Consider the following 20834-nt stretch of genomic DNA (forward strand, 5'->3'; position numbering starts at 1 on the left):
TATCGCAGCAGTAACACAGGAACGCTAGGGTCGTGAAGATGACGAACCTTCGCGATCGGATCATCGAAGAACTCGGGGTGAAACCCTCCATCGACCCGCGCGCCGAGATCGACGCGCGGGTGCAGTTTCTCGCCGACTACCTGCGCAGCACTCCCGCGAAGGGATTCGTGCTCGGCATCAGCGGCGGGCAGGACAGCACCCTCGCCGGCAAGCTCGCCCAGCTCGCCGCGGAGAAGCTCCGCGCCGAGGGCCACACGGCGGAGTTCGTCGCGGTCCGCCTGCCCTACGGCAAGCAGGCCGACGAGCACGACGCCCTCGTCGCATTGGAGTTCATCGGAGCCGATCGCACTCTCGGTGTGGATGTGAAGCCCGGCGCCGACGCGACGGCTTCGGAAGCGGCTCGCGCGCTGTACGGCACCGAGACGCGTCTGCGCGACTTCGTGCGCGGCAACATCAAGGCCCGCGAACGCATGATGATCCAGTACGCGATCGCCGGAGAACTCGGCTACCTCGTGGTCGGCACCGACCACGCCGCCGAAGCGGTGACCGGTTTCTACACCAAGTACGGCGACGGCGGCGTCGACATCACTCCCCTGGCCGGTCTGACGAAGCGGCAGGGTGCGGCGCTGCTGCGCGAACTCGAAGCACCCGAGAGCACCTGGATCAAGATCCCCACCGCCGATCTCGAGGACGACCGTCCCGCGCTGCCTGACGAGGAAGCGCTCGGCATGGCCTACAGCGAGATCGACGACTATCTCGAGGGCAAGGACGTCACCGACGACCTCGCCAAGCGCCTCGAGGCCAAGTTCCTCGACACGCGGCACAAGCGCGTGATGCCCGTGGCGCCCTTCGACACCTGGTGGCGTGAGGATTAACCACCCGCGAAGGGCGGCAGGACGTCCACTCGGGACCCGGCCGGCCGGCCGAGGTCCCGGGTGAGTTCGCCCGTGCCGCCGTCGCCGGGTTCGAGCAGGAAGGCCGCCACCGACAGGACCCGCTCCATATCGGCGCCGTAACGATCGACGAGGACGGCACGCAGCGTGCCGAGATCGGCGCCTTCCGGCAGGTCGATCGTGTCCTTCTCGCGTCCGGCCGCATCTGCTGCGGCCGCGAAGTACCGCACCTCGATCCCCGTCGTCACCTCAGCCACCGATAGCTCCCATGCTCCGCTGCGGCGGCGCGAAGTCCGCCGCGTCCATGCCGTGTCCGGCCCACTTGTTCCACATCGCCCCGCGCCACAGCGCGGCGAGTTCGTCGTCGGTGGCGCCGCCCCGCAGAGCGGCGCGCAGGTCGGTCTCCCGGTCGCTGAACAGGCAGGACCGGACCGTTCCCTCGGCCGTCAACCGCGTGCGGTCGCAGTCGCTGCAGAACGACCGCGTAACCGACGCGATGATCCCGACGGTCGCCGGTCCGCCGTCGACGAGCCAGCGTTCGGCCGGCGCGGACGGGTCCTCGCGTTCGGTCTCCGTGAGCGTGAACCGCTGCCCGAGCACGTCGAGCAATTGCTGGGCCGGCACCATCTGCGAGCGCGCCCAGTTCTGATCGGCGTCGAGAGGCATCTGCTCGATGAACCGCAGTTCCACGCCCTCGTCCAGGCACCACGCGAGAAGATCGGCCGCACCTTCGAGGGTTTCCGGCATCAGGACAGCGTTGACCTTGACCCGACCCAGTCCGGCGGCCACCGCGGCGCGGATACCGTCGAGCACCGAATCGAGCCGATCGCGGCGCGTGAGCCGCGCGAAGTGCTCGCGGTCGATGGTGTCGAGGGAGATGTTCACGCGGGTCAGTCCGGCGTCCGCCAGCGCCCGCGCACGGTGCCGGAGACCGACCGCATTGGTGGTCAGCGCGATCGGCAGCCCCGGCGTCTGCTGCGCGCATCCGGCGACGATCTCCTCGAGATCGCGGCGCATGAGCGGTTCCCCACCGGTGAAGCGCACCTCGTGGACACCGAGTCGACCGGTCGCGATGCCCACCAGACGCACGATCTCCGCGCTCGCGAGCAGCTGGTCGCGCGGAATCTCGGGAAGGCCCTCGGCCGGCATGCAGTAGGTGCAGCGCAACGAGCACTTCTCGGTGAGGGACACGCGCAGGTCGCGGGCGATGCGACCGAAGCGATCGAGAAGCTCGGGCACGTCGGGCCGATCGGACGCGTCGTCTGCGCGATCGCGCACGACCGGGATGCCCATGTCCACCGCTGTCATACGACCATCGCTTTCATACAGCCCAGTATGCCCACAACCGCCGATCGTGACATCGCATCCGGACAGACGGGGCACACGCGGCGCGTCGTGGGCGGCGGGGCACGGCCCTCGTGTGCCTAGGATGGCGGCATGACGAGCGGCAGGCGGTCCGTGGAGGAACACGAACAGCACGTGGCGGCGTTGCTCGACCCGTTGCGGAAGAAGAGCCCGTTGCGTGTGCCGCTCGCGCACGCGCTGCACCGCACCCTCACGGAGGACGTCGAGTCGCCGCTGGACCTGCCACCCTTCCGCAACTCCCAGATGGACGGCTACGCCGTCCGCGCCGGCGATCTCGCGTCGACCCCCGCCGACCTGCCCGTCCAGGGCGTGCTGGCCGCGGGCGACACCGTCGCGGCACTCGAACCGGGGCACGCGCTGAAGATCATGACGGGCGCTCCCGTCCCGGACGGCGCCGACGCCGTCGTCCCGGTCGAGGACACCCGTGCGACCACCCCCGACTCGGACGGCGCCGGCAGCGTGACCGTCGAGCGCAGCGTCACGCCCGGAGCCTATGTGCGTGAGGCGGGAACCGACGTCTGCAAGGGAGATCTGCTGCTTCCCGCGGGCACGGTCCTCGCCGCCCGACACATCGCCGCGCTCGCCGCCGTCGGCCTCACCTCGATCCCCGTCCGCGCACGGCCGCGGGTCGCGATCATCTCGACCGGCAGCGAACTCGTCACGGCCGGGAGCGAACTCGGGCCGGGCCAGATCTTCAACTCGAACGGACCGGCGCTCGCCGCGAGCGCGTCGGCCAACGGTGCCGACGTCGTGACCATCGACCACTGCCACGACGATCCGGAGGAGTTCGTGACGATGCTCGAACATGCCGTGGGCGTCGCCGACGTCGTGTTCACCTCCGGCGGAGTGTCGAAGGGCGACTTCGAGGTCGTGAAGGACACGCTCGCGCCGCGGGGCGGGCAGTTCGTCTCGGTGGCGATGCAGCCGGGCGGCCCTCAGGGCACCGCCGTGGTCGACGGCGTGCCGATCCTGACCTTCCCCGGCAATCCTGTCAGCGCGCTCGTCTCGTTCGAGGTGTTCGCGCGACCCGCACTGCGGGCCGCCGCCGGCTATCCGCCCGTCGTGTGCGAGAGCTTGCCGCTCACCGAGGATCTCACGTCGATCCCGGGACGCCGGCAGTTCCTGCGCGGGCGACTCGACGAGAAGGGGGTGACCCCCTTCCGCGGGCACGAGTCGCATCTCGTCGCCGGACTCGCCGCCGCCGACGTGCTCCTCGACATCCCCGCCGACACCACCTCCCTCGAAGCCGGAGACCTCGTGAAAGTACGGATCCTGTGACCGACCTCAGCCACCTGGACGACCAGGGACGCGCCCGCATGGTGGACGTCTCCTCGAAGACCGACACCACACGGATCGCCGTGGCGGCAGGCGAACTCGTCACCACTCCCGAGGTGGTCGCGCTCGTCCGCGCCGACGACATGCCCAAGGCCGACGTCCTGGCCACGGCCCGCATCGCCGGCATCGCGGCGGCGAAACGCACCTGGGAGCTCATCCCCCTGTGCCACCAGCTGGCGCTGTCGTCGGTGAAGGTGATGTTCGACTTCACCGACACCTCGATCACGATCGAGGCCACCGCGAAGACCAAGGGCCCGACCGGAGTCGAGATGGAGGCGCTCACCGCGGTCGCCGTCGCCGGCCTGACCCTGCACGACATGGTCAAGGCCGTGGATCCGGCCGCCGTTCTCGACGGCGTGCGGCTGATCTCCAAGGAGGGCGGCAAGCGCGGCCACTGGACCCGTGACGACGCACCCGGCCGGGACGGGACCCCCGGGGCCGGCGAACAGCCCGTGGAGAAGACCGGACGCTCCGCCGCCGTGGTCGTCGCGTCGACCGGTGTCGCCGCGGGCACCCGCGAGGACCGCACCGGACCGCTCATCCGGTCGTGGCTCGAGGACAAGGGATTCGCGGTCCGCGGTCCCCTCGTCCACGCGGACGCCGACATCGCAGCCGGTCTCGCCGACGCGGTCCGTCCGGGCCCTGCCCTGGTCGTGACGACCGGCGGAACCGGGGCGTCGCCGACCGACGCGACCCCCGAAGCGACTCTCGCCCTGCTCGATCGTGAACTGCCCGGCATCGCGGAGTCGATCCGGCAGCGCGGACTCGAGGCCACCCCGCACGCCGTGCTCTCGCGCGGCGTCGCCGGTCTCGTCGGCCACACGGTCGTCGTGAACCTGCCCGGCTCGCCCGGCGGGGTGAAGGACGGTCTCGCCGCCCTCGACCCGATCCTCGACCATCTGTTGGCACAAGTCGCAGGAGGCGGCGCTCATGAGTGAACTACTGGCCCGGATCTCCTCGGAACCGCTCGATCCCGCGGCGGTGGACGCCGCGGTGGCAGGCGCCGAACACGGTGCGGTGGTGCTCTTCACCGGTGTCGTCCGCAATCACGACGGTGGACAGTCGGTGACCGCGCTGCAGTACCAGGCACATCCGGATGCCGAAGCGTTCCTGCGGCGGTGCTGCGAGGACGTCGCGGCGAAGTCCGGGCTCCCGGTCGCGGCGGTGCACCGAGTGGGCGATCTCACCATCGGCGATCTCGCGCTGGTCGCGGCGGTCGCCGCCCCACACCGCGCAGAAGCCTTCGCCACCTGCGCCGAACTGGTCGAACGCATCAAGGCCGAAGTGCCGATCTGGAAGCGTCAGCACTTCACCGAGGGTGCCTCGGAGTGGGTGGGTCTGTAGTCACATCAGGGACTGACGCACCCCGTGCGGTAGGGTGACATGGTTCGGGCGTCACGACGACGCCCACCGTCGTGGGATACCGGCGGCCCGGGATCGTGCCCGGCCCGCATGCACAGATGCAGTACGCACAGATGCACCGGCCTTCCTTGCGGCGATCGCACAGCACCACGGGCACACGGTCCGTCGAGTGCACACACGCCGCATCGAAAGGCAGCGCTGTTCCATGACCACATCTTTCTCCGATCTCGGGGTGCCCCGCCCGCTCGTCGCCACGCTGAACGACGCCGGGATCACCAGCCCCTTCCCCATCCAGGTGGACACCCTCCCCGACACCCTCGCCGGTCTTGACGTGCTCGGACGCGGACGCACGGGTAGCGGTAAGACCCTGGCCTTCTCGATCCCGCTCGCCGCTCGCCTCGCAGGCAGGAGCACCAGGGCGGCAGGCCGTCCGCGTGGCCTGATCCTGGCTCCCACCCGCGAACTGGCGACCCAGATCGCCGCGGCCATCGAACCGCTCGCGCATTCGTCGGGTCTGAAGGTCACCACGATCTTCGGCGGCGTGTCGCAGAAGCGCCAGGTCGAGGCCCTCCGCCGCGGCGTCGACATCGTCATCGCCTGCCCGGGCCGCCTCGAGGACCTCATGCGCCAGAAGTTCGTGGTGCTCGACGACATCGAGGTCACAGTGCTCGACGAGGCCGATCACATGGCAGACCTCGGCTTCCTGCCCGGCGTCACCCGCATCCTGACGGCGACACCGAAAGACGGTCAGCGCCTGCTGTTCTCGGCCACCCTGGACAACGGCGTCGACAAGCTCGTCAAGCGGTTCCTGAAGAACCCGGTCATGCACTCGGTCGACGAGGCCACCTCCCCCGTCGCCGCGATGACCCACCACGTCTTCGACGTCGCGGGCATGGATACGAAGAAGGACCTCGTCCGCACCCTCGCATCGGGAACCGGTCGCCGAATCCTGTTCATGCGCACCAAGCATCAGGCCCGCAAGCTCGCCAAGCAACTCACCGACTCCGGCATCCCAGCGGTGGACCTGCACGGCAACCTCTCCCAGAACGCCCGCGACCGCAATCTCGCCGCGTTCTCGTCGGGTGAGGCGCGGGTGCTCGTTGCGACGGACGTCGCCGCACGTGGTGTCCACGTCGACGACGTCGAACTCGTCGTGCACGTCGATCCCCCGGCCGAGCACAAGGCGTACCTGCACCGCTCCGGTCGCACGGCCCGCGCCGGCAGCACCGGCGACGTCGTCACCGTCGTCCTACCCGACCAGCGCAGGGATCTCGCGGCCATCATGCGCAAGGCCGCCATCGACGTCACCCCCATCAAGGTGACGGCGGATTCCGAGCACGTGCTGAAGCTCGTCGGCGAGATCGCGCCGTACGTCGCGCCGGCACCGAAGCAGGCTTCCGCGCCGTCGCGTCCGCAGCGCAACGGCGGCAGCCGCCGTTCGTCGGCTCCCCGCCAGGGCTCCGGTTCGGGTCAGCGTTCCTCGTCGAGCGGACAGCGTTCCGCCGGTGGTCAGCGCTCCTCGGGTGGGCAGCGCTCCTCGGGTGGGCAGCGCGCGGCCGGCGGTCAGCGTTCGACCGGTCAGGGCGCCGCAGCTGCCACCGGTGGCCGTCGTCGTCCCCAGCGCCGTACCTCCGCCGCTCGCTGAGCCGAAGGGCCGGCCTCCCGCGTCAGCGGGGGTGAGTCGGCCTGCCGCCTCAGCGGGATGAATCGGCCTGCCGCCTCAGCGGGATGAATCGGCCTGCCGCCTCAGCGGGATGAATCGGCCTTCCGCCTCAGCGGGGCGTGAATCGGTGTATCGCGTACATCGCGTCCGCGGACACCGGTTCGGTCGGCACGCAGCGGAGTAGTCGCTCGCGTACGTCGTCGGATTCGAGATCGGCCCCGATGACGACGAGCTGCGTCCCGTCGGGCACGTCGTCGCCGCGACCCGCCGGTTCGAACCTGATGTGGTCGCCGACGGTGTGCAACAGATAGGTGCCGGTGTCCAGTCCGGCAGCGACTCGCACGTAGCCCTTGATACGGAACACCCCTGCGGGCTGGTTCTCGAGGAAATCGACCAGCACGCGGGGGTGCAGTGCATCTGCTGACTCGAAGGTGATCGCGTCGTAGCCGTCGTGCAGATGGGTGTGCTCGTGGTCGTCCTGCTCGTAGAGCAACCGGTCGAGGGTGAGCTGCTCCCCCGGCTGCGGACCCGGCCGCTCCGGGATGTCGAACAGCAACGCCGGGTCGATGCGACCGTGATCGGTCGAGACGACCGCGGCGCGGGAGTTGAGCCGGCACAGGCGCGTCAGCAGATCGTCGTGGGCCTCACCGTCGATCCGGTCGGTCTTGTTGATCAGCACCAGATCGGCGAGCGCCACGTGCTGTTCGAGCTCGGGATGCTGCTCGGCGGTCGCGTCGAACTCCACCGCGTCGACGACCAGCACGAGGCCACCGTAGGAGACGTATTCGTTCTCCGAGCCGGCGACGAGCCGGATCATGTTGCGGGGCTCGGCGAGTCCACTCGCCTCGACGACGATCACGTCGAGATCGGACGAGCGGTGGGCGAGCTTGTCGAGCATCGCGTCCATGTCGCTGACATCGACTGCGCAGCACAGACATCCGTTGCTCAGCGAGACCATCGAGTCGACCTGCCCCGCCACCATCATCGAATCGATGTTGACGGAACCGAAATCGTTGACGATCACACCGATCCGCGCACCGCGGGTGTTGCGCAGCAGGTGGTTGAGCAGCGTCGTCTTCCCTGCGCCGAGAAATCCGGCCACCACGATCACCGGGATCTGCTTCTTCGCCATGGTGGTGAGACTAGCCGTGCGCTCGTACGCGGTTCGGACGGCAACCGCCGCCGGAACCGCGCACCGGCAGCATCAGCTGCCGCGCTTGATCCACTCCTCGAGGTGCGGCGACTCGGTGCCGATCGTGGTGCCGTCGCCATGACCGGTGTGCACCTTCGTCTCCGCGGGCAGGACGAACAGCTTGTCGCGGATCGACCCGATAATGGTCGGGAAGTCCGAGAACGAGCGGCCCGTTGCGCCCGGTCCGCCGGAGAACAGGGTGTCGCCGGTGAACAGCTCACCCGCTTCCGGCAGGTACAGGCAGGTCGAACCCGGCGAGTGACCCGGCGTGGCGATCGCCTGGATGTCGGTTCCGGCCACCCGGATCCGCTCCCCGTCCTCGAGCGTGCCGTGCGCGACACCCGGGTGGGTCATCTCCCACAGCACGTCGTCGGCCGGGTTGAGCAGGATCGGCGCGTCGAGCTTCTCGGACAGCTCCGGCGCCACGGTGATGTGGTCGTTGTGTGCGTGCGTGCACACGATCGCCACGACCTTCCGTCCACCGACGGCGTCGATGATCGGCTGCGCGGTGTGCGCGGCGTCGATCACCACGACCTCGGAGTCGTCGCCGACGAGCCAGATGTTGTTGTCGACCTCCCATTCGCCGCCGTCGAGCGCGAAGGTGCCCGACGTGACGACCCGGTCGACGCGGATCGGCGAGGTGCTCACAGGACCACCACCGAACGGAGGACCTCACCGCGGTGCATCGTCTCGAACGCCTTCTCGACGTCGTCGATGCCGATGCGCTCGGTGACGAACTTCTCGAGCGGCAGGCGTCCCTGCTGGTACAGGTCGACGTAGGTCGGGAAGTCGCGCTCGGGCAAGCAGTCGCCGTACCACGAGCTCTTGAGCGAGCCGCCGTGCGAGAAGAAGTCGATCAGCGGCATCTCGAGGGTCATATCCGGGGTGGGTACACCGACGAGGACGACGGTGCCGGCGAGGTCGCGGGCGTAGAAGGCCTGCTTGTAGGTCTCCGGCCTGCCCACCGCGTCGATGACGACGTCCGCACCGAAACCGCCCGTCAGCTCCTTGATCGCCTCGACCGCGTCGACCCCGCTGGAGTTGACGGTGTGGGTGGCACCGAGGTCGGTGGCCCACTCGAGCTTCTTGTCGTCGCGGTCGACGGCGATGATCGTGACGGCACCTGCCAGGCGCGCACCCATGATCGCGGCGTCGCCGACACCGCCGCAGCCGATGACGGCGACGGACTGGCCGCGGGTGACTCCGCCCGTGTTGACGGCGGCACCGAGACCGGCCATGACACCGCAGCCGAGCAGGCCGACGACGGCCGGATCGGCGCTCGGGTCGACCTTGGTGCACTGACCGGCGTGGACGAGGGTCTTGTCGGCGAACGCGCCGATGCCCAGCGCCGGAGTGAGTTCGGTGCCGTCCTCGAGTGTCATCTTCTGGGTGGCGTTGAAAGTGTCGAAGCAGTACTGCGGCTGACCGCGCTTGCATGCGCGACACTGGCCGCACACCGCGCGCCAGTTCAGGACGACGAAGTCGCCCACGGCGACCGAGTCGACGCCCTCACCGACGGATTCGACGACACCGGCGGCCTCGTGGCCGAGCAGGAACGGGAACTCGTCGTTGATGCCGCCCTCGCGGTAGTGCAGATCGGTGTGGCACACGCCGCACGCGGCGATCGCGACGACGACCTCACCGGGGCCGGGATCGGGGATCACGATGGGCACGACCTCGACAGGCGCTCCCTTCGAGCGAGCGACGACTCCGCGGACTGTTTGCGACATGCTGTCTCCGTTTCGTGATGCGACCGGCAGTATCCGGTGTTTCCGACTTCCGGTGATTCCGACCCTAGCCACTCCCGCGGCGCTCTGCTCCTGATCGTTCGGCGGGCCCGACCCAGCCGAACGGCCAGTCGCTGAGCGGCGAACTCGAATTGTCCGATTGGCGCATTTCCCTTGGATTTCGCGGCTCGGTGTTCGCGCCTGCATTTCTCCGTCGCCACCTCGGTAAACCCGTGTCGATGTAACGCTGCGAGCGACCTTCACGAAATCCGTTACGACCCGCCGCACTTCGGCGGGCCGGCAATTCCTCGGTCAGAAACGGATTGGTAGAGGCCCATGGCACTTCGAAAGTCGCTGTCGCGTCGGCGGATTCTCGCCGGCGTCTTCGCCCCCACCGCGCTCGGAGTCGTGGCAGCGGCCGCGATCGTGCTTCCGCAACAGGACACCCCCACCGTTGCCGACCCGTACCTCGCCGGCCTGGCGAAGACCACCGAATGTCACGACATGGTCAGCCTGGGTATCGGCGGTCGCGGTGACATCCCTCGCGACGAGTCGAAGATGCTCGTCGACGAGAACGGCAACCGCCTTCCCGCCGCCCAGCAGGGCGCCTACCGCAGCCATTGGGTCGAGCCGGTCATCAGCGCACCGCTCGAGAACCACGAGGCCGGCGACGGCTACGCGGCCATCTACATCGAGTACCCGGCCGACCTAGCCAGCTACGAGAACGCCGTGAACAAGGGCGCCGAGAACACCATCGAGGTCATGAAGGCCATCCGGCGGTCCTGCCCCGACACCCAGTTCGCCATCGTCGGGTTCAGCGAGGGCGCCGACGTCGCGCGCCGCGCCGCGATGCAGATCGGTGCGCAGGAGCAGAGCGAGGACGGTTCCTGGGAGATCATCGATCCCGACGCCGTCAGCGGCGTGGTCATCCTCTCCGACGCGGGCCGCGAGGCCGGAGAAGGCTTCTTCCCCGGCGCGGAAAACGGCACGAACCCCGACGGCTTCGATCGCCCCTACCAGCCGGGCAGCGACGCCGTTTCCGGACGCGGTGTCCTCCCCGACACGAACGGTGGTTTCGGTCATCTCGCCGGCAAGGTCGCCTCGTTCTGCTCCGAGGGCGACTTCACGTGCTCGGCACCCGAGAACATCGCGCTGATCGAACTGCTCGCGAACGTGGGTCGTCAGGTCAACGGCGACGCCCTCGAGCGTGAGGGACTGACCCCCGCGACCGGCGCCGACCTGGCCCAGGTCGTCGGCCGGGTCGCGCTGCTCGCCCTCGCCGACATCTCGGCGAATCCGGACTGGATGCGGTCGGACGAGACCTTCCTCGAGGTGCTGATCAAGGTCTCCGACCCGAGCTACGATCCCGCCGCCCGCCCCACCACGCCTGTGGCTGCCGACGCCGACTCCGGCGCCACCCGTGAGGACGGGGCCGAGGCGCCGATCCCCGCGGAGCGTCTGTCGAACCTGGCGTACCTGCCGGAGAAGATCGTCAAGGAGGTCGTCGGGTTCATCCGGAGCAACCAGAACACCCTCGCGGTGGTGCTTGCCGACCCGTACGACCAGACCTTCGGCTACGACCGTGAGAACGACGACCACTACGGGCACCACTTCGACTACTGGGACGACGACATCGACGGCAAGGGCACGTCCACCGTCGAGTACGCCGCCGCCTGGCTCGAGCACCTGGCCCGCCAGGCCAAGGAGGGCAACGCGGTCGATGCGAACAAGGTCGACAAGGCCGCGGTGCTGATGATCGCCGAGGAGACGGCGAAGGCCGAGACCGCCGAGGCGTCCACCACGCCGGAGACCTCGCCGTCCTCGACTGTGACCGACGATGCGACGGTCGCCGACAGCAGCGTGCCCACCCCCGTCGACGCTGTCCCGGCTCCCGCAGGCGACCCCGCTGCACCGGTGGCCCCGGCTGCACCCGAAGCGGGCGTGACGACAGCCACGCCCACCCCGATGACCACCACGGCTCCGGTCTCCACCCCGTCGGAGACCACGACTCCGGCCACGGGCGAGACCACCACGGGCGCCGGGTCGACCACCTCCTCCGGAACGCCCACGACGACCGTCGCCCCGACGACCACGTCGCCGGCACCGGCTGCCTGACCGTCCTCGACGGGCCACCCGCCGACCGAGAACTCGGCGTCAGCCCGCGGCGCGGACCCCGGCCTCTGCACCGAGAGCCGCGGCCTCACCGCGAGTGCTGACGCCGAGTTTTCGTAGTACGCCGGCCACGTGGAACTTCACCGTCGACTCGCTCACGCCGAGACGTTCGGCGATGACGCGGTTGCGCCGTCCGGCCACGAGATGTTCGAGGACCTCGATCTCCCGGGGCGCGAGCGCGGCGAGCGCATCGAGAGCGGGTCCGTCCGTCGCAGCGATCGGCAGGTCGAGCGGGAAGCTCACCGCGATCCGTGTGCCCCAGCCGGGGGTCGACTCGGATTCGATTCCACCGCCGAGGGTTTCGACGCGGTCGCGGAGCTGGCGCCCGAGTTCGACGACGTCGATCTCGCCGCTGCCGTCGTCACGCACGTCCACCAGCAGGGTCGAGTCGTCGCAGGTCCACGCGACGCGCACCCGCGTCACGTCGGTCTGACCGGACATCGCCAGCACGGCGCCCCGGGCGATCGCGCGGGCCGCGTGCGCGACCTCTCCGGGCAGTCCCCGTCCACCCACCGGCGGAGCGACCATCTGCAGGTCGAGCGGGCGGTGCCGCACCAGATCGCGCAGTTCACCGTGGAGTCGCGCGAACGCGGTGGTCAGTGCCTCCTCCGCGAGTTCGCGGTGCAGGTCCACCGCCGATCGCAGGCCGATCAGGGCCTCGGTCGCCGTCTCCCGCGCCGTGGTCCGGGCACGGGTGTCGTCGAGATCCTTCGACCGCAGGGTCGCGAGGATCGTCTCGAGGGTCACGGCATGGGATTCGGTGAGCTCGGCGACGGTGCGGGCCCGCTCCGCGGAGGCGGCCCGCGATTCCGCGAGATATGCCGGGCTGGCGGTGTGCACCTGCAACCGGATGCCGGTCGCGACCACGCCGAACGCCGCCCGCACGAGAACGAGGGCCGCGGAGGTGGCCCGGGCCCCGCGAGGCACGAACACCAGGAGCGTGTCGGTGCTGTCGAGGATCGCGCACACCTCACGATCGCGACCAGCGAGACGGAAGCTGCCGCGGCGGATCTCCCCCGCGACGAGGTCGTTCCGCACCCGGTCCAGCTCGGCGATGGTCACCCGGTCGACGATCGACGGGTCGCCGGCCACCTTCCGCGGCCGGCCGGTGCATTCCCTCGTGAAGATCACCAGGGCACTGTGCGGAGCGAGGTCGTCGACATAGGTGGAGAATCGCTGCGCGATCTCCGCGAGCGGACCGGTGAGGACGTCGCGCAGCTCGGCGATCAGGACCTCAGGGCGACGGGCAGCGGGACTCACATGCCCACGATATCGGCGTCCACCGGCGCCTTCCCGGAGGAGCCCCGGCCCCTGCCGACGCGTGCATCGCGTACTGCGCCACTTCGGCCCCTCGGACCCCGGCCGGCGGTAACATTCCGACCACTGGGGCGACTTCGATTCCTCGTCCGTGGGAGGTGCTGCGAACAGTGGCGGACCCCCGCGCGACGACGGGCACCGCGACCGCGATCGACGGTCGCGACGGGTTCCCCGCGACCGTGCCGGGTCTGCTGCTCGACCGGGTGTCCCGCTCCCCCGACTCCGTCGCCTACCTGTGCCCGGACGGTGAACGGTGGCGTCCTTCGACGTGGACGGACGTACGCCGCGAGGTCTTCGACCTCGCGGCGGGACTGATCGGTCGGGGTGTGGGAGCCGGATCGCGGGTCGCGATCTGCGCGACGACCTGTTATCGGACCGTCGTCGCCGACCTCGCGATCGCGTGCGCGGGCGGCGTCACCGTCCCGATCTACCCGGCGACCCGCGACGACGAGGTGCGGTCGCAGATCCGGCGTGCGCACACCGTCCTCACCGTCGCCGACCGGCCGGTCGCCGCCACCGACGTCCTGGGCATCGACGGACTCGACAAGCTCGCCGACGAAGGGCGCCGTCTGCTGCGCACCGACCCCGACGTCGTGGAGCGACGGATCGCGGCGTTGTCCCCGGACGACGAGGCCGCGCTGATATACACGGCGTGCGAGGACGGCCGCACCAAGGGCGCGTGCCTGACCCACCGGGGCACGACCTACGGCGCCCGTGCCGTCGCGCAGACCGGGATGATCTCGTCGTCCGACCGTCAGTTGCTGTGGTTGCCGCTCGCGCACGTCTTCGGCCGGTCGTTACTGCTCATGGCCATGCACACAGGTGTGAGCACCGCCGTCGACGGTCGCGCCGACCGCGTCACCGCGAATCTGCGCACGGTCCGGCCGACCTTCCTGGGATCGGTCCCGCACGTGCTCGAGAAGATCGCCCGGCTGGAACGGGACGAGCTCGGGGGTCGGCTCCGCTTCGTCGTCTCCGGATCGGCGCGATTGTCCGAAGACGTCGCCCGGCGGTTCGAGCAGCTCGGTGTACCGGTGCTCGAGTGTTACGGGATCACGGAGACCTCCGGACCGTCGTGCGCGAACCTGCTCGGCGCGCACCGCCCCGGCACGGTCGGCCGACCACTGCGCGGCACGGAGGTCCGGATCGCCGACACCGGCGAACTCCTCATTCGGAGTCCCGGAGTGATGACCGGTTACCACGACGATCCCGCGGAGAGTGCCGCCGCGCTCGACGCCGACGGCTGGTTCCACACGGGCGATCTCGCCGAGATCGACGCCGACGGATTCGTCGTCGTGACAGGGCACCGCAAGGACACCTTCAAGACCAGCACCGGAAAGTACGTCGGCCCCACCGCGCTCGCCGACCGCTGGCGCCGGATGTGTCCGGGCAGCGAACTCGTCGTGGCCGGGGAGCTGCGCCCGTACTGCGTCGGTCTCGTGTTCACCACCGCGCCGGAACCGGTCGTCGCGGCCGCGCTGGAACAGCTCGACGCCCGATCGGATCCGTGGGAACGCATCCGCCGTTTCGTCACGGTGAGCGAGCCGCCGGAGACCGACGATCTCGACCCGGCCGGGCGTCCGATCCGGGATCGCGTGCTCGCCCGGTACGCCAGTCTCGTCGACGAGATGTACGCGAACGGTCGTCGCGCGGGCCAGGACGGGTCGCGGCAGACGAATGCCCTCTGAAGTAAGGTTCGCCTAAACGCAGGTCACCGCGCGGGCGGAGAGACCGGTCGTTCCGCCGTCCACGATCCCCTGCCGAGGAGAACGCACCCATGGCCCGTAGTCTTCGCCCCCTCGAGGTCTTCCCGATCACCACGCGGTACCTGAAGGTGCTCCGCGTGACGGACGTGAGCCCCGGGATGCGGCGGGTGACCCTCGGGGGCGAACAGTTGCGGGCGCACGTCGCGCCGAACGGATTCCCGGTGGAGGCGTTCCGGTCCGACGGTGTGGACGACGAGTTCAAGCTGATGTTCAAGCATCCCGAACTCGACGAGGCCCTCGGCCCCACCCAGGCCGACGGCGTGGTGAACTGGCCGCGCGATCCGAAGCTGCTCATGCGCACCTACACCGTCCGGCGCTGGGATCCGGCCGCCGGCGAGATCGACGTGGACTTCGTGCGCCACGGCGTGGGTCCCGCGTCGAGCTGGTCGTACCGCGCGGAACCCGGTGAGACCATCCAGATCGCCGGACCGAAGTCGTCGGCCGGACACCCGCAGGGCGTGGACTGGACGCTCGTGGCAGGCGACGAGACGGCGCTGCCGGCCATCGGGCGCTGGCTCGAGAACTGGCCGGAGGGTGCACGCGGCCGGATCTTCGTCGAGATCGCCGACGACTCGAATCGGCAGGATCTTCCCGTTCCCGCCGGTGTGGAGCTGACCTGGCTGAGCCGCGACGGCGCCGAGCCGGGCACGACCACCCTGTTGTTCGATGCCCTCCGGGCCGCCGAGTGGTGGGACGGCACGGTCTTCGCGTGGGTGGCCGGTGAAGCCCTCACGCTCACCCCGATCCGGCGGTGGCTGCGCAATGAGAAGGGCCTGCCGAAGGAACAGGTGGAGGTCACCGGCTACTGGCGTCGTCAGGAAGTCGCGGTGTCGGAGGCCGACGCCTCCCTGCCCGATTTCGAGACGACCGAGGACGAACGCGACCGTTTCGACGAATTGACCGAGATCGCACCGGGTTTCGCGCTGCGGGTCGCAGCGACCATCGGACTGGCGACGGCCTTCGACGCGTCGCCGCGCACCCTCGACGAACTCGTGGCCAAGACAGGGACCGACCGCACCGGTCTGGGCAAACTTCTCCGTTATCTCGTCGCCGTGGGGGTGGCCGAGGATCTGGGCGAGGGCCGGTTCCGGCTCACCGGCGTCGGCCGTGAACTCGAGGACGACCACCACCTCGAGGAACTGCGACTCGACGGTGTGCACGCGCAGCGGGAACTGGCGGGCATGCTCGCACTGCTCGCTGCCGTCCGCACGGGTCGCGGGGACGACGCACATCGGTTCGGCAAGAGCTTCGCGCAGCGCGTCACAGACGACACCGCTCTCCTGACGGATCGGTACGAGCAGGAAACCGAAATGGCCGTCTACTTCGCCAGTGCCCTCGCGGCGAAGGTGCCCTCCGATGTCTCGACGATCGCGGTCTCCGGTGAGGCCGCCGGTTCCTACGCCCACGCCCTCGTCACGGCGAATCCGTCGGTACGGGCGACCGTGGTGGCCGCGCCGTCGGAGATCGAGGTCCTGCGTCGCGTCCACGGCGAGCACGAGCGCGTCGCCTATACGCCGGGCAGCATGCTCGAAACCCGCCCCGAACCGGTCGACGCGGTGCTGCTGACCGGGCGGTTGAACGAACTGCCCGATGCCGACGCCGTGCACGTGCTGCAGCAGGCGGCGGCGGGACTGAATCCGGACGGCCGGGTCCTCGTCTTCGGCACTGTGCTCGACGACATCGCCGGTGAGCACGACTACGAGGACGATCTCGTCGACTTCGCACTCAGCGGCGGCGGTGGTCGTACGCACGAGGACCACCTGGCACTGTTCGAGGCAGCCGGCCTCGCGGAACCCGAGCGCACGACGGTGGGTTGGGGCATGACGCTGTACACGTCCACCGGCTCGGCGGGCTGAGATCGTGAGAATGCAGCGGCCTCGCGACGCGCGGGGCCGCTGCAGAACGACGAGAAGAGCTGCTGCGAGGAAGTCTCCCGCGAGGAATGTCTTCCGAACGGTGGACCTAGCGGGAGGCTTGTCGAAACTTGCCCCAGCGCTGGCACGGATGGTCGCGAGCCACAGGGCCATTCGAAGCGTGCGTGTCCACCAGGCGCACCGAGGCGGAGCCTTCCTCAGCTGTCTCGACCGGATGAGGTTCGTCAGGTTCCGGAAGTTCAGGGCCGAGCCGCGGAGGCGCTCCAGGCACCCGTTGACGGTCCCGGTCGGGCCGTTGCACGTGCCGGTCCGGTCGAAGAACGCGAGGATGTCTCGTGGACGAGACGCCGCGTGTCCGTCCCGCGCGAGAGCGCCCGGCTACCGCATCCCCGGCACCACGGGTCCGGCTCGGCGACGCGGCACTCGATCACCGCGCGATCCGGCTCGAGCAGCTGACCGACGGCCACAAGACCGAGCTCGTCGAGGTGTCAGAAGACGGTCAGGTCGGGGGGCGCGAAGGTAGCGTGGTGCACGTCGAGGTCTTCCGGCGGATGGTCAGTGTGAGAACTTCCATCATCGGAAGGCCTCGACTTTCATCCGGCGACCGACGCGCTCAGCCACCCACCCCCTCAACTGCGAAGAGCCACAACACCGGCCACACCTGTCGCCGATCGCGTGCGTACGCCCTTTGCGGTCCGCAAGAAAATGAGTACACTCATTAATGTGAGCGAGGTGCAGCAGCTTTCAGAGCGCGGACGGCGCCCGGGCGTTCGGGAGATGGAGTCCCGCCGCGAGCAGAACATGCGGCTCAAGCGGGAGCGAATCTTTCGCGCCGCGTCCGATCTGTTGCGTGCGCGCGGGTTCTCCGCGGTGACGACGCAGGAGGTGTCCGCCGCGGCCGGGGTCGCAGCGGGGACCTTGTTCCGGTACGCAGCGACCAAGAGCGAGTTGCTGCTCATGGTCTACAACGAGGCACTCCGGGCATCGATAGATGAGGGCGCCGCGCGTGCGGCGTTGACGCCGGATCCTGCCGCCGCGGTCTTCGCCCGCCTGCACCCCCTCGTCGTCGCTGCCGCACGTGAGCCGGAGAACAGTGCTGCGTACCAGCGGGAGCTGCTGTTCGGCCCTCACGACGCGAAGTTCCGGGCCGAGGGCATGGCGTTGATCTTCGAGCTCGAGGCGTCCCTCTCCGACACGCTACGACGCGCCGCTCCGACCCTCAGCGACGGGGAGGCACGCGTCGCAGGATCCTCGCTGTTCGCCGTCACTCATCTCGCGATCGCTCGGATGACGGCCTCGGACATCCCCGAGGCTGACGCGATCGACGACCTCAGACGTCAGGTCACGCTCATCGTGACCGGCGTGCTGCACACACCCCGGCGGCCGATCCGCCGCCCGAGAAGGAATGAAGGAAACAGAACAATGAGCAACATCACACACGTGACCGTCCTGGGAACCGGAGTCCTCGGCACCCAGATCGCCTTCCAGACCGCCTACAGCGGCTTCCAGGTCACCGCATATGACATCAGCAGCGATGCCATCGAGGCAGCCAAGAAGCGGTTCGACGCTCTCGTCACCACCTACAAGGACGACGGAGTCGCGGGGGCAGCCGAGGGGAAGGCGGACGAGGCGCTCACCCGCGTCCGGTTCTCCTCCGACCTCGCCGACGCGGTCGCGGACGCGGATCTGGTCATCGAGGCGATCCCCGAGGTACTGTCCATCAAGCAGGACACCTACCGAAGGCTCGGCGAGCTCGCACCGGAGAAGACGATCTTCGCAACGAACTCGTCGACACTTCTGCCCAGCGACCTCAAGGACTCCACCGGACGCCCCGCCAAGTTCCTCGCGCTGCACTTCGCGAACCGGGTCTGGAAGTTCAACACCGCCGAGGTGATGGGCACCGCCGACACCGATCCGGCCGTGTTCGACGAGGTCGTCGCCTTCGCCGGCAACATCGGGATGGTTCCGATCCCCGTGTACAAGGAGAAGTCCGGCTACGTCCTCAACTCGCTACTGGTGCCGTTCCTCAACGCCGGGTACGCACTCGCCGCCGGCGGATACGCCGAGCCGAAGGACATCGACAACGTGTGGCGGATCGGCACGGGAGCGCCGATGGGCCCCTTCCAGATCACCGATGTCATCGGCCTGGTCACCCCGTACAACATCCTCGCCCACGGCGGGGAGGAGGACCAGGCGCTCGCGGCCTGGCTGAAGAGCGAGTACATCGACCACGGCAAGCTGGGCGTCGCCACCGGCGAGGGCTTCTACACCTACAACTGACCCACGACCGCGGCAGAACAGTCCACGAGAGGACGTGCAAGCCAGATGTACTACAGCAGTGGAAACTACGAAGCCTTCGCCCGCCCCCGCAAGCCCGAGGGAGTCGAGAACAAGACCGCCTGGTTCGTCGGCGCCGGGCTCACCTCGATGGCCTCGGCGGTGTTCATGATCCGCGACGGGCAACTCGCCGGCGACAAGATCACAATCCTCGAGCGCCTGGACCTGCCCGGCGGCGCGCTGGACGGTATCAAGAAGCCGGACAAAGGGTTTGTCATCCGCGGCGGGCGCGAGATGGAAGACCACATGGAGTGCCTCTGGGATCTGTTCCGCACCATCCCGTCGCTCGAGGTCGACGGATCCGTCCTCGACGAGTTCTACTGGCTCAACAAAGACGACCCCAACTACTCACTCAACCGGGTCACACACCGGCAGGGCGAGGAGTTCGTCACCAACAATGAGTTCGGCCTGAGCGAGAAAGCTCAGAAGGAGTTGGTCAAGGTCTTTCTCGCCTCGCGTGAGGAGATGGAAGACAAGCGCATCGACGAGATCTTCGGTGAAGAGTTCCTGAGCAGCAACTTCTGGCTCTACTGGCGGACGATGTTCGCGTTCGAGAACTGGCACTCCGCACTCGAGCTGAAGCTCTACCTGCACCGGTTCGTGCACCACATCGGCGGGCTCCCCGACCTTTCGGCGCTGAAGTTCACAAAGTACAACCAGTACGAATCGCTCGTGCTGCCCATGTACCGCTGGCTCCTGGACCAGGGCGTGAGATTCGAGTTCTCCACCGAGGTCACCGACATCGACTTCGTTTTCGACGGCGACCGTAAACAGGCCACCCGCATCCACTGGACAAAGGGCGGCGTGCCCGGCGGCGTCGACCTCGGTCCCGACGACCTCGTGCTCGCCACGATCGGTTCGCTCACAGAGAACTCCGACGACGGCACCCACCACAATGCGGCCAGACTCGACGAAGGTCCCGCGCCGGCGTGGGACCTGTGGCGGCGCATCGCGGCCAAGCACCCCTCTTTCGGACGCCCCGAGGTGTTCTGCGGCGACATCTCGAAGACGAAGTGGGAGTCAGCGACGGTCACCACCATCGGCACTGAGATCCCGAGGTACATCAAGAAGATCGCCAAGCGCGACCCGTTCTCCGGCAACATCGTCACCGGCGGCATCGTCACCGCGAAAGACTCGTCCTGGCTGCTCAGCTGGACAGTCAACCGCCAGCCGCACTTCAAAGCGCAAGCACCCGACGAGATCGTCGTGTGGGTCTACGGCCTGTTCGTAGACGTGCCCGGCGACTTCACCGGCAAGACAATGCAGGAGTCGACCGGCGAAGAGATCACCCAAGAATGGCTCTATCACTTGGGTGTGCCCGTCGAGGACATCCCGGAGCTCGCGGCAAACGGCGCGAAGACCGTGCCTGTGATGATGCCCTACGTCACCTCGTTCTTCATGCCCCGCACCGCCGGTGACCGCCCCGACGTGGTGCCCGAGGGCGCAGTGAACTTCGCGTTCATCGGCCAGTTCGCCGAAACCACGCGCGACACGATCTTCACCACCGAGTACTCGGTGCGTACTGCGATGGAGGCCGCCTACCAGCTGCTGGGCATCGATCGCGGCGTGCCGGAGGTGTTCAACTCCACCTATGATCTCAGGTTCCTGCTCGAGGCCACCGCGCGCTTGCGCGACGGCGAGGAGGTAGAGCTCCCCGGCCCGAAGTTCGTCGGCAACCGCATCATCAAGCACCTCGACCACACTCAGATCGGACAACTCCTCACCGACTTCGGAGTCATCCCCGAGCTCGACGGCACGACGAAACGAGTCCGTGCCGATGACGCCGGAGCCTGACCCGCAGACGCTGACTCCGTCCACCGAGCGAGGATCA

General features: G+C 68.7%; 16 protein-coding genes and 2 pseudogenes. 11 read left to right on the top strand and 7 right to left on the bottom strand.

Features of this window, described 5'->3' with window-relative positions:
* Positions 1 to 38: 38 nt before the first annotated feature.
* Positions 39 to 875: an ammonia-dependent NAD(+) synthetase gene (gene nadE / locus KXC42_RS15795; RefSeq protein ID WP_217579643.1), complete on the top strand. Its 837-nt coding sequence runs from the start codon at positions 39 to 41 to the stop codon at positions 873 to 875.
* Here the strand turns inward: nadE and KXC42_RS15800 are convergent.
* Together KXC42_RS15800 and moaA are read right to left on the bottom strand one after the other, a co-directional pair.
* Positions 872 to 1150, bottom strand: a complete 279-nt coding sequence (locus KXC42_RS15800; RefSeq protein ID WP_006550379.1) for a MoaD/ThiS family protein — start codon at positions 1148 to 1150, stop codon at positions 872 to 874. The genes nadE and KXC42_RS15800 overlap by 4 nt on opposite strands.
* The gene (gene moaA / locus KXC42_RS15805) at positions 1143 to 2201 is read right to left on the bottom strand and encodes a GTP 3',8-cyclase MoaA (RefSeq protein WP_094980266.1); all 1059 of its coding nucleotides are present in this window, start codon (positions 2199 to 2201) and stop codon (positions 1143 to 1145) included. The genes KXC42_RS15800 and moaA overlap by 8 nt, the downstream gene beginning before the upstream one ends.
* A 129-nt stretch (positions 2202 to 2330) precedes the next feature.
* Between moaA and glp the strand changes: the two genes are divergently transcribed.
* The 4 genes from glp to KXC42_RS15825 all read left to right on the top strand — a co-directional run bounded on the left by glp (position 2331) and on the right by KXC42_RS15825 (position 6600).
* The gene (glp, locus tag KXC42_RS15810; protein ID WP_219129254.1) at positions 2331 to 3536 is read left to right on the top strand and encodes a gephyrin-like molybdotransferase Glp; all 1206 of its coding nucleotides are present in this window, start codon (positions 2331 to 2333) and stop codon (positions 3534 to 3536) included.
* Positions 3533 to 4531: a bifunctional molybdenum cofactor biosynthesis protein MoaC/MoaB gene (gene moaCB, locus KXC42_RS15815; protein ID WP_024101436.1), complete on the top strand. Its 999-nt coding sequence runs from the start codon at positions 3533 to 3535 to the stop codon at positions 4529 to 4531. The genes glp and moaCB overlap by 4 nt, the downstream gene beginning before the upstream one ends.
* On the top strand, positions 4524 to 4937 hold the full coding sequence (locus KXC42_RS15820) for a molybdenum cofactor biosynthesis protein MoaE (protein ID WP_006550376.1): 414 nt from the start codon (positions 4524 to 4526) through the stop codon (positions 4935 to 4937). The genes moaCB and KXC42_RS15820 overlap by 8 nt, the downstream gene beginning before the upstream one ends.
* A 223-nt stretch (positions 4938 to 5160) precedes the next feature.
* The gene (locus tag KXC42_RS15825; protein WP_219129255.1) at positions 5161 to 6600 is read left to right on the top strand and encodes a DEAD/DEAH box helicase; all 1440 of its coding nucleotides are present in this window, start codon (positions 5161 to 5163) and stop codon (positions 6598 to 6600) included.
* 127 nt (positions 6601 to 6727) lie between these two features.
* Here the strand turns inward: KXC42_RS15825 and KXC42_RS15830 are convergent, their stop codons facing one another.
* From KXC42_RS15830 to KXC42_RS15840, 3 genes are all read right to left on the bottom strand, one after another.
* On the bottom strand, positions 6728 to 7750 hold the full coding sequence (locus KXC42_RS15830; protein ID WP_219129256.1) for a GTP-binding protein: 1023 nt from the start codon (positions 7748 to 7750) through the stop codon (positions 6728 to 6730).
* Positions 7751 to 7822: 72 nt separating this feature from the next.
* A complete protein-coding gene (locus KXC42_RS15835) occupies positions 7823 to 8458 on the bottom strand; it encodes an MBL fold metallo-hydrolase (RefSeq protein ID WP_006550373.1) in 636 nt (211 codons plus the stop codon).
* Positions 8455 to 9540, bottom strand: a complete 1086-nt coding sequence (locus tag KXC42_RS15840) for an S-(hydroxymethyl)mycothiol dehydrogenase (RefSeq protein WP_006550372.1) — start codon at positions 9538 to 9540, stop codon at positions 8455 to 8457. The genes KXC42_RS15835 and KXC42_RS15840 overlap by 4 nt, the downstream gene beginning before the upstream one ends.
* A gap of 333 nt (positions 9541 to 9873) precedes the next feature.
* On the opposite strand from KXC42_RS15840, the gene KXC42_RS15845 reads away from it, so the two are divergent.
* Positions 9874 to 11652, top strand: coding sequence for a cutinase family protein (locus KXC42_RS15845; RefSeq protein WP_019288440.1), 1779 nt, complete (start codon positions 9874 to 9876; stop codon positions 11650 to 11652).
* Positions 11653 to 11691: 39 nt separating this feature from the next.
* Here KXC42_RS15845 and KXC42_RS15850 read toward each other — a convergent pair whose 3' ends face one another.
* Positions 11692 to 12969, bottom strand: a complete 1278-nt coding sequence (locus KXC42_RS15850) for a LuxR C-terminal-related transcriptional regulator (protein ID WP_006550370.1) — start codon at positions 12967 to 12969, stop codon at positions 11692 to 11694.
* A gap of 167 nt (positions 12970 to 13136) precedes the next feature.
* Here KXC42_RS15850 and KXC42_RS15855 point away from each other — a divergent pair, with 167 nt between their 5' ends.
* Together KXC42_RS15855 and KXC42_RS15860 are read left to right on the top strand one after the other, a co-directional pair.
* Positions 13137 to 14714 carry a long-chain fatty acid--CoA ligase gene (locus KXC42_RS15855; protein WP_052040091.1) on the top strand — a complete coding sequence of 526 codons (1578 nt, stop codon included), beginning with the start codon at positions 13137 to 13139 and terminating at the stop codon, positions 14712 to 14714.
* Positions 14715 to 14803: 89 nt separating this feature from the next.
* Complete coding sequence (locus tag KXC42_RS15860) at positions 14804 to 16648, top strand: siderophore-interacting protein (protein WP_219129257.1); 1845 nt, start codon at positions 14804 to 14806, stop codon at positions 16646 to 16648.
* A 350-nt stretch (positions 16649 to 16998) separates the two neighbouring features.
* On the opposite strand, the pseudogene KXC42_RS15865 reads toward KXC42_RS15860, so the two are convergent.
* Positions 16999 to 17199: pseudogene (locus tag KXC42_RS15865) on the bottom strand (ISL3 family transposase); the annotation flags it as partial.
* A 268-nt stretch (positions 17200 to 17467) separates the two neighbouring features.
* On the opposite strand from KXC42_RS15865, the pseudogene KXC42_RS27360 reads away from it, so the two are divergent.
* From KXC42_RS27360 to KXC42_RS15880, 3 genes and pseudogenes are all read left to right on the top strand, one after another.
* Positions 17468 to 17563, top strand: a pseudogene (locus KXC42_RS27360) (TetR/AcrR family transcriptional regulator); the annotation flags it as partial.
* A gap of 525 nt (positions 17564 to 18088) precedes the next feature.
* Entirely contained in the window at positions 18089 to 18946 is an 858-nt protein-coding gene (locus KXC42_RS15875) for a 3-hydroxyacyl-CoA dehydrogenase (RefSeq protein ID WP_006550366.1), read from the top strand.
* 45 nt (positions 18947 to 18991) lie between these two features.
* Positions 18992 to 20797 (top strand): oleate hydratase, encoded by a 1806-nt coding sequence (locus KXC42_RS15880; RefSeq protein ID WP_219129258.1) that lies wholly within the window; start codon positions 18992 to 18994, stop codon positions 20795 to 20797.
* Positions 20798 to 20834: the final 37 nt, after the last annotated feature.

This window comes from Rhodococcus sp. LW-XY12 (assembly GCF_019317345.1).
In the GTDB taxonomy this organism is placed as follows: domain Bacteria; phylum Actinomycetota; class Actinomycetes; order Mycobacteriales; family Mycobacteriaceae; genus Rhodococcus; species Rhodococcus pyridinivorans.